The organism is Candidatus Burkholderia verschuerenii (genome assembly GCF_001189365.1).
In the GTDB taxonomy this organism is placed as follows: domain Bacteria; phylum Pseudomonadota; class Gammaproteobacteria; order Burkholderiales; family Burkholderiaceae; genus Caballeronia; species Caballeronia verschuerenii.
The window spans coordinates 1-9,184 of record NZ_LFJJ01000216.1; the positions used below are offsets into that span (position 1 = coordinate 1).

At 58.7% G+C, this 9,184-nt stretch carries 8 protein-coding genes and 2 pseudogenes; 3 read left to right on the plus strand and 7 right to left on the minus strand.

Annotation, left to right across the window (positions count from 1 at the left end):
* Positions 1–124, plus strand: a pseudogene (locus tag BVER_RS32885) (IS5/IS1182 family transposase); the annotation flags it as partial.
* Here BVER_RS32885 and BVER_RS34515 read toward each other — a convergent pair.
* Positions 104–493, minus strand: coding sequence for a hypothetical protein (locus tag BVER_RS34515; RefSeq protein WP_232316762.1), 390 nt, complete (start codon positions 491–493; stop codon positions 104–106). The pseudogene BVER_RS32885 and the gene BVER_RS34515 overlap by 21 nt on opposite strands.
* On the opposite strand from BVER_RS34515, the gene BVER_RS25265 reads away from it, so the two are divergent.
* Entirely contained in the window at positions 378–1,919 is a 1,542-nt protein-coding gene (locus tag BVER_RS25265) for an MFS transporter (RefSeq protein WP_232316760.1), read from the plus strand. The genes BVER_RS34515 and BVER_RS25265 overlap by 116 nt on opposite strands.
* Positions 1,920–2,148: 229 nt before the next feature.
* Here the strand turns inward: BVER_RS25265 and BVER_RS25270 are convergent, their stop codons facing one another.
* A complete protein-coding gene (locus BVER_RS25270; RefSeq protein ID WP_050455596.1) occupies positions 2,149–2,352 on the minus strand; it encodes a hypothetical protein in 204 nt (67 codons plus the stop codon).
* A 331-nt stretch (positions 2,353–2,683) separates the two neighbouring features.
* On the opposite strand from BVER_RS25270, the gene BVER_RS25275 reads away from it, so the two are divergent.
* Positions 2,684–4,993 (plus strand): two-partner secretion domain-containing protein, encoded by a 2,310-nt coding sequence (locus tag BVER_RS25275; RefSeq protein WP_050455597.1) that lies wholly within the window; start codon positions 2,684–2,686, stop codon positions 4,991–4,993.
* A gap of 109 nt (positions 4,994–5,102) precedes the next feature.
* Here the strand turns inward: BVER_RS25275 and BVER_RS25280 are convergent, their stop codons facing one another.
* The 5 genes and pseudogenes from BVER_RS25280 to BVER_RS25300 all read right to left on the minus strand — a co-directional run bounded on the left by BVER_RS25280 (position 5,103) and on the right by BVER_RS25300 (position 8,766).
* Entirely contained in the window at positions 5,103–5,342 is a 240-nt protein-coding gene (locus BVER_RS25280) for a hypothetical protein (protein WP_050455598.1), read from the minus strand.
* A gap of 269 nt (positions 5,343–5,611) precedes the next feature.
* A complete protein-coding gene (locus tag BVER_RS34520; RefSeq protein ID WP_050455599.1) occupies positions 5,612–6,073 on the minus strand; it encodes an ATP-binding cassette domain-containing protein in 462 nt (153 codons plus the stop codon).
* Positions 6,074–6,118: 45 nt separating this feature from the next.
* Positions 6,119–6,672, minus strand: a pseudogene (locus BVER_RS34525) (ATP-binding cassette domain-containing protein); the annotation flags it as partial.
* Positions 6,673–6,711: 39 nt separating this feature from the next.
* A complete protein-coding gene (gene proX, locus BVER_RS25295; RefSeq protein WP_157056218.1) occupies positions 6,712–7,716 on the minus strand; it encodes a glycine betaine/L-proline ABC transporter substrate-binding protein ProX in 1,005 nt (334 codons plus the stop codon).
* A 72-nt stretch (positions 7,717–7,788) separates the two neighbouring features.
* The gene (locus BVER_RS25300) at positions 7,789–8,766 is read right to left on the minus strand and encodes an ABC transporter permease (RefSeq protein WP_050455603.1); all 978 of its coding nucleotides are present in this window, start codon (positions 8,764–8,766) and stop codon (positions 7,789–7,791) included.
* Positions 8,767–9,184 lie beyond the last annotated feature (418 nt).

Here is a 9,184-nt window from a genome sequence, read left to right on the forward strand (position 1 = left end):
CTTTAAGCGTATCAAGCATTTTCGTCGCGTCGCCACTCGATATGACAAACTCGCCCACAGCTACCTCACCTTTGTCTCCATCGTGTCTGCCTTCGGGCCGCTCTTAAATGTAAACAGGACCTAGGGTTTCCGCGGTTCGCACAAACGCGACGATGCCGTTCAGGTTGTCCATACTTGCTTTGCCCTCCCGCTTTATTGCGGAATTTAACTCCGCTATCTGCGGATTTGCGCGGGGTTTTTCTTCGATTGAATCCGAATTATCGTTCATCGCTCTACTGCGCGCATCGCAATGCGCCGGTATTTCATAAGGAACGGCGATGGATTCAACGATGTACCCCGATACGACGAGACGATTAGTCATACTTGCTGCCGTCTGCATGGCGGCGCTCGCGCTGCCGCTGGCATTTTCCGGCGGTGCGTTGGCGACGTCCGCAATCGGCCGCGACCTCAGCGCAAGTCCCGTTGCGATGTACTGGATCACGAACGCGTTCATGCTCGCGTTTGGCAGCCTGCTGATGGCGGCAGGCACGCTCGCAGACCGGTTTGGCAGAAAGCGGGTCTTCGCCTGTGGCGTCTCAGGATTTACCGTGACCTCGGTCGCGCTCGGGTTCGCGCCGTCGATCGTGGTTTTCGATTTGCTAAGGGCGGCCCAGGGTGTTGCGGCCGCCGCGGCGCTTGCGGGCGGGACCGCTGCACTCGCTCAGGAATTCGACGGTTCTGCCCGGACTCGCGCGTTCAGCACATTGGGTGCGACGTTCGGAATCGGCCTGGCGTTCGGGCTGGTGCTTGCCGGCTGGCTGATCACTCACTTTAGTTGGCGAGCGATTTTCATGACGGGTGCTTTCGCAGGAATGCTTTCTCTCAGTCTGGGAGTTCCGCGAATGCGTGAGTCGCGCGATCTTGGCGCACACAGGCTCGACTGGGCGGGAACCATGACATTTACGGCCGCGCTCGCCTGTCTCACATGCGACGTAATCGAAGCGCCCACACGTGGCTGGACGTCAGACGCTGTCGTTACGTTGCTAGTCGCATGTGTCGCGTTTGCAATTGCATTCGTCGTTGTCGAGACGCGCAACCCACGCCCGATGCTCGACCTGTCGCTGTTCCGCTATCCGCGCTTCGTCGGAGTCCAGGTGTTGCCGGTCGCGACGTGCTACTGCTACATCGTTCTGCTCGTCGTGCTGCCGATGCGCTTCATCGGCATGGACGGCTACGACGAAATGCACGCGGGTTATCTGATGCTCGCGTTATCTGCACCCATGCTGTTCGTGCCATTCATCGCGGCTGCGCTCACGCGGTGGATGTCGGCTGGAGTGATCTCCGCCATCGGCCTCGTGCTCGCTGGGGTGGGTCTCCATACGCTTGCGGGGGCGCGGCGTGCCGGAGCCGGACCAGCCGCGATCGGGCCGATGCTCGCCATCGGCATCGGCGCCGGGCTGCCGTGGGGGCTGATGGACGGTCTGTCGGTGAGCGTTGTGCCGAAATCGCGCGCGGGAATGGCAACGGGCATTTTCAGCACCACGCGGGTCGCCGGCGAGTGCGTTGCATTGGCGACTATCAATGCGCTTCTCGCTGCGCTCACGCAGTTCAGCCTGCGCGCAGCGGCGCCGCACGCCCAGGTCACCTACGTTTCCGAGGCAGCCACAAGGCTTGCTGCGGGCGACCTCGCGCACGCCGCAGCACGATTGCCGGGCGTATCGCGTGCGACACTTATTGCTAGTTACCACGCGGCGTTTGGGCATCTTCTTACTGGTCTTACGGCCATTACGTTACTCTGTGCGCTTGCGGTATTCGCTTTCCTGAGTCGGGTACACGCACAAGACGGACACGTTGGCACTGGAACAGGTGACGAGTTTGCTGCGCGCGATTCGCAGACGGTTGAGATGGCCCCTCAACTCCCCGAACTGGCGGACGACTAGCGTTGCTTCTCAGTCGTGTCCGCGCTCAGTTGGCCAGAAAGTGGGGCGAAGCGGCCGCTGGGTGGCTGAACGCGTGCCGTTTGACGATAGCCGGTTTCGGCCGAAGTCGGTCATCAAGATTATCCTCTCTATCCCTAATAGACTTGCGATCTAACTCATTCGCCTGAATTTGACGACGCCACTCCTCGTAAATCGCGACGCAGCCCTCTTTAACTAAACCGTTTGGCATCTAAATGACCTTATCCGGCCCAACGGAGGAATCATTGAGCATCGAGATTCCAGCGGAGATTAGCAAGGGTGATGCTAAACCTGAAATTGCGACCGACAACGAAACCAGGCTTCCGGCGCCCAAGCCAAGTGAGTGCAAATGCAAAATTTGAGCGACCACGAACTCGGCAATGATTGCTTTGGTGTTGATTTCCGTCGCGCTCATCGGGATCAGTTTGAAACTTATGTCACTGCCGTCATTCCCGCGAGCACTCCTACAAACAACAACCCGGCGTCACAGGAGGCGGTAATTTGGTGACCCAGCATTGCGGGTCCCGCCGCCGACGCGCATTGAAGGCGCCCGTTGGAATCACCACGCCTTCCCCAACCTAAAAAACAGCATGACCGTCGCAGCAGGCACGGGACACCAACGAAAGTCCGAAGCGCCCTCCCCACAAAGATCAAGCCGCTCGATTTTAAATTATTAATTTTTCGATCGATCTTGAAGAAAAATACGACACTCAATAAACAGAAACATAATCAATCAGGAGTGGGCCATGCGGAGTACCCTGCAACGTTCTGCCATCAGCGCAATCGTCCTTAGTCTATTTTCGTCGACGTCATTCGCCGCCGGCTCTCTTCCAACTGGGGGAAAATTTGTCGCTGGGACCGGCAGTATTTCGGGTAGTGGCAACCAACTCAGCATCACTCAAAGCTCCACGCGCGGCGTAATCGACTGGACGGGTTTCTCTATCGGCCAAGGCAATACAGTCAATGTCAATAACGGTACGGGCGCGACACTCTCGCGCGTTACGGGTTCCGGTCTTTCGCTCATCGACGGCAGTCTGAAGGCGACTGGAAGCTTTTATCTAGTCAATCCACAAGGCGTGGTGGTCGGGAATAATGGCGTCATTTCGACGGGCGGTCGCTTCGTAGCTTCGGCGCTCGATGTCGATAACACGGCCTTTATGTCGGGCGGCGATCTTACTTTCAGCGGCAAAGAGACCGGCACGGTCATCAATCTCGGCTCCATCAGTTCAACCGGCGGGGATGTGTTGCTCATCTCCCCCTCTCTTGTGGAGAACGCAGGCACGATAACTGCACCCAAGGGATCGGTCGAACTGGCGGCAGGCGACACGGTCCTGGTTCGAGACTCGTCCTCGGCACCGCAAACCTATGTCGAAGCGGCTCGTCCCGGCGGCAACGTAGTCAACATCGGAAACATCGAAGCAGCGCAGATTGCGCTGCAGGCAGCCGATGGCAATGTCTTCGCCTTGGCGGGCAATCAAACGGCGCTGCGCGCTACCGGAACAGAGACACGCGATGGTCATGTGTGGCTCGTCGCGCCTAAAGGTGTCGCGTATGTCGACTCATCGATGTACGCGAAGAACGCCGACGGCAGCGGCGGCACCGTGGATACGACGGGAAGCGCGCTGCATCTCGACGATGCCGACATCCACGCCGCGCAGTGGAATCTCAATGCGCCCGTCTTCAACGTCGGGCCAACCACATCAGCGGTGCTGCTCAAGCAATTGAACCAGGGCACATCGGTCGCGCTCAACGCGACAAGCGGTGACATCGTCCTCGAGCAGACGATGCGGTGGTCGGGAGATGCGTCGCTCAGCGCCAACGCGAGCCGTTCCGTAACCGTGGGTCCGATGGCGACGCTGGGCAATTCGGGCTCGGGAAACCTCAGCTTGCGTGCGGATGCGGGCGGCGTCGACAACGGCGGCGGCGTGGTCAATCGCGGCACGATCGACTGGTCGAAGAGTAAGGGAACCGTCGCGGCCATGTACGATGTGACCGGTAAATGGATACCTGGCACGATCCGGACAAACAAGGACTGGAGCGCCGCGCCCTTCAGCGGGCTCAAGACGCAGATGACCGCGTATCAGCTCGTCAACTCCTCGGACGACCTTCTAAAGATCTCGCAAAATCTTGGCGGAAACTTCGCGCTAGGTCGCGACCTGGATCTCAACGACAACCCGATCGCCGGTGGCCTTGGCGCCTTGAGCAAGAGTGGCTTCACCGGGCAGTTCGACGGAATGGGCCACGTCATCAACAATGCCCATGTGCTCGAACCGGAATTCCAGACGAACGGTTACCAGGGCCTGTTCACGATCATCGGGACCGGTGGGGTCGTGCGAAATGTCAGCCTTGAAAATGCGTATGCAGAAGGCTCGGGGGTGACGGTCGGGATTCTGGCCGGATTGAATCGCGGTCTGATTACTTATGCAACATCGTCGGGGTACGCCGATGCGAAGACGTCAGGGCTTGCGGCCGGGCTTGTGGCAGTCAATGAAGGCGTCATCGAACGCTCATCGAGCAGCGCCGGTGTCTATTCAACCAGCGCATCCGGTGGACTTGTCGGATTGAACTCCGGTTCAATCGTGCAGTCTTTCGCGAACGGCTCTTCCGGCGGCGCATACCGCTCATGGTCGGGCGGCTTGGTCAACATAAACACCGGCACGATCACGCAATCTTATTTCACGGGCAACACATCGTCGGTTGAGGTCGGTGGGATCGCGAACAGCAATTCCGGCTCGATAAGCGAGTCCTTTTCTGCCGGACGGGTTTATAACATCGCCTTGGTTCCGCCATACATGAATGAACAAGGGGCAATCGCGCAAAGCAACACAGGCAGCATCGCCAGCAATGTGTTCTGGGATGTCGAGGTGACCGGCAACGCGGCAGCCACTTATAGCGGCATGCCGGTATCCGCGGCAAACGGATTGTCGACCACTCAAATGAGCAACCCCTCGAGCTTCGGGCCGACGTGGGACTTCAGCAAAAACGGTGTGTGGGTGATGCCAGCCGGTGGCACGCATCCGATCTTGCGTTGGCAAACTGCAGCGCAATCTTTATAAACTCGGTGCGCCCCAGGCTGTACGCGCACGCACTCGACGCGATTCGCGCAGAACGCACCGCACTGCCGCGCAAGACGGCGAGTGCGGCGCAACGAGCATCGTCTCACGTTCAGAGCAGACGCGGATCCTGCGCCTGAGGCGCCGGATGCACAGGGAAGGTCACCGGCATGTGCAGATCCTTCAGGATCGCGGCGATTCCGGGACACGACCCCGGATAAGACGGCGGCAATGGACCGGGGTTGCCATTCGGCGGAAGGGTGATCGTGGCGATGCCGCCGCGAACGGAGGACATCGCGTCGCGATGCAGCGTGTCGGCGCGGGTCAGATCGTTGATGGTCAGCGTAGTCATGGCTGGTCTCCTGGCAAAAGTAAAGTGAGTGGCGCGAAGTCGCCACCCGGTCTTTTGCATGGGGCGTGCCAATTTGCGTCGAAAGACGCCGATTACCGGATTGCATTGACGCTACGGGCGCTGAGACACATCGAACCGCGCGTGTGTGTGCCTAATGCGATGGACGCGAACAACAGTCCGAGCTTCCGATGTCGGCAAGCACCCAACATTTCGGCGCGACGAGTTGGAGCGTCAAGCTTGATGCAATGGACAAGCCCTGTTCACAACCTCTACCCAAGTCGCGAACGAATTTCAGTGAGCAGGTTATCCGCCGTGATAGTCCCGACAACGCGCCAGTCGCTTCGAACCGCGAGCGGCGTCGAGGCGCTTCTGACGCGGTCGATCAGCGGGCCGAGGTGCTCGTCGATCGAAACGGACGGCCAGGATTCCGCGTGGTCCTTTTTTGACTTGTCCATGACCGTCTCGGCCGTCACCGCATGAAGGTGACTGATCCCTTGCAGGAATGAGCGCACGTAATCGTCGGCCGGAGAATTGATGATCTGAAAAGGCGATCCGATCTGCACGATTTTTCCCTCGCACATGATCGCGATTTGATCGCCGATACGAACGGCTTCCTCGAAATCATGCGTGATGAAAACAGACGTTTTCCCCATGCGGCGCGTGAGCTCGGTGAACTGATCGCCTTGCTCTCGTCGCACGACCGGATCCAGCGCGCTGAACGGTTCGTCCATCAGCAGGATTTCCAGTCCAGAAGCCAGCGCTCGCGCAAGCCCGACGCGTTGCTGCATTCCTCCGGATAACTGATCAGGTAATGATCCTCCCATCCGTCGAGCCTGACGGCCCTCAGCGCCGAGCGAGCCGCGTTCTGCTGAGACTTCTTGTCTATTCCACGTCCATGCAACGCGAACATCACGTTTTGCAGAACGGTGAAGTGCGGCCATAGCGCCATGTTTTGAAACACCATCCCGATCTGGCTGGCGCGCAACGCTCGCAATTCCTTTTCCGCCAGCGCGGACACGTTTTGGCCATTGATCCAGACCTCACCCACCGATGGTTCGATCAGGCGGTTGATGTGTCGTAGCAGCGTCGATTTCCCGCATCCCGACAGACCCATGACGCACAGTGTTTCGCCCCGCCTGACGGAAAAGCTCACGCCTGCCACACCGACGACGCAGCCATACTTCTCGCGGGCTTCATCCTTCGTCAGGCCCTTAGTGCGCAATGCAGCCAGCACCTCGCGCGCGGACTGACCATAGACCTTCCACAAGTCCTTGCATTCGATGACGACAGGAGGCGCGGTATCCGCGGGTCCAACGGTTGAATTCGACATAGTGAGTTCTCGCAAAGGCGCGTGGGTCCAGGGACGTCGTCAGGCCGCTTGCATGGCTTGCGCGATCCATTGATCGAACTGGCTCTGATGTGCTTTGACCCAATCCTCCGCGCGCCTTCTGATGTCCACCGGCTTGTTCTGCCCTTGCTGCATCAACATGTTTTCGGCGCTGATATCCGCGGTCGAAATGTTCGCTACTTCGAACAGCTTCTTTGCCGCAGGATTCTTATCGATAAAGCCTTTATTCCCTAACACCTTGACGGTATAGACCGGAAAGCCCGTGTCGCGTCCATCCGGAAGCTTGCTCATGTTTTTGCCGTTCGCCGGATCGGCAAACGGAACACTGAGCCAACTGACATCGACGCCGGGCTTCAGAACGTTGCTGATCCAGTTCGGCAGCCAGCTATAGTAAAAAACCGGCTGATTGCTCTTGATGCGTGTCAGCACATCGGCCATCAGCGCATCGTAATTACCGAACTGCAACTGGATGCTGTTCTTCAAGCCGTACAGTTCCAGATGATGCTGCATCATTTTCGCCGCGCCCCAGCCGGGATTGCCCGCCACCAGACTCGCCTTGCGATCCATGCCGTTCGTATTGAACAGCTTGGCGATTTTCTCGTCCTTGAACTGCGCGAGATTGGTGATCTGATATTTGTCGGCGGTCTTTTTGTCGATCGAGTAACCGAAGATGCAATCGTTGATCAGACTGCCCATGCGCACGCAGGTCGTATCGCCGCCGACCTTGGAATAATAGTCGTCGTATAGCGGCACCCATTCGACCGCCGAGAACGTCGCATCGCCCGAGGCAATCGCCATATGGAAAATGGCCGGATCGGCGGGAACGTAGTCCTTGACCGTATAGCCCAGCCGCTGCAATCCGAGCTCCACGACCAGACTTTGAAACCGTGTCGTGGGCGTCGATGTGCCGGTCGGCGTCACGGTAATTCCCGTGCCCGGCAAACTTGCGCCCAGAACCGATGGCGCGCCAAGCGCGGTGGCGACAAGTGCCGAACCATTGATCAGAAAATCTCTTCGACTAAGCATCTCGTTCACGTCCCCGTAAAGTGCTACCGACAAGCGTTGTGGTGATGTCGTGGTGATTTGATCGCGCCGCTGCTAAACCGCCTTCTTTTCTTTCGGCTCCAGGCCGCGATCCGCGCGGCGGCGTCCGTCGAACGGGCGGATGCATTGCCGAATGAGCCCGGCCGGTCCTCGCTCGTACCAGTGCTTCATATCGTGTTCGCGAAAAGACTTTCCGAGCCCTTGCGACAAGCAGTCGATGGTGATCGCCAGCAGCACGATGCCTACCCCGCCGGTGGTCGCCGTGGCGATATCCAGTTGTCCGATGCCGCGCAGTACGGTTTGCCCGAAACCCGCCACCGCGATCATCGCGGACACCACCGCCATCGATAACGCGAGCATGACGGTCTGGTTCATCCCCGCCATGATCGTCTTGCGTGCAAGCGGAATACGGACAAAGAAGAGAATGCGCGCGGGCGAGCAACCGAACGCGTGTCCCGCCTCGATAACATCGGGACGCACTTCGCGTATGCCCAGACCAGTCAGCCGGATCACCGGAGAAATCGAGTAAATCACCGTGACGATGACGCCCGGTACGTCGCCGATGCCAAACAGCATCACGACGGGCACCAGATAGACGAACGACGGAATGCTTTGCATGAAGTCGAGAATGAAGCGCAGCACGGCATTGCAGCGATAGTTCAATCCGGCGAGGATGCCGATCGGAATGCCAAATATGCAACTGATGACGATCGCCGTCACGACGACCGACAGCGTCGCCATCGCGTCGCTCCACGCGCCGATCGATCCGATCAGAAGCAGGCTGATCGCGACGACGATCCCCGCACGCCCGCCCGCGAGCTGCCAGCCGATCAACGCAAGACCCGCGATAAGCAAAAGCGGATGCACGCTTCCAAGCGCCCCGCCAATATGCGCCAGCATGAGTTGCACCGGAACCCGCACATCCTGAAAGATGGGCCGAAAGTTTGCCACCATCCATGTCACAAACGCTTGCGACCAGTCGCCCAGGGGTAACTTGATGTAATCGAACAGATGAGCAACAAAATCATTCATCGTGGTCCAATCCTTAAGTAACGCGGTTGCGGTCGACTTCAGGCGCGCGCAGGGGCATGCCGGCGCGTTATGCGGGACACGTCATCGGCCTTGGCAAAAAGATGCAAACGCTAGATTACCGATCGAACAGTCTCGACCGATATTGCATCGCGCTTATTTGGGGGTAAACGTAGAAAAAAAATAACGCTGGCGGTTAAGTTCAGGTTAACAACCGCAAACGATCCGCTCAGGTGTAGCGGCCTCGGCCGCGTCGTGCACGGCCGGGCGACGGCGCGCCCGTGCCGTAACGTGGCGATTGCGGTAGGGATGTCCATTACTGAACACCCCCCGCACAGATCCCGGCGTGCCCAATTTAGGCACCGGGCTCCTACCTTGAGTGCTTGACGACAAAGCGCCGATCAGGCCATGGATGAAGAAT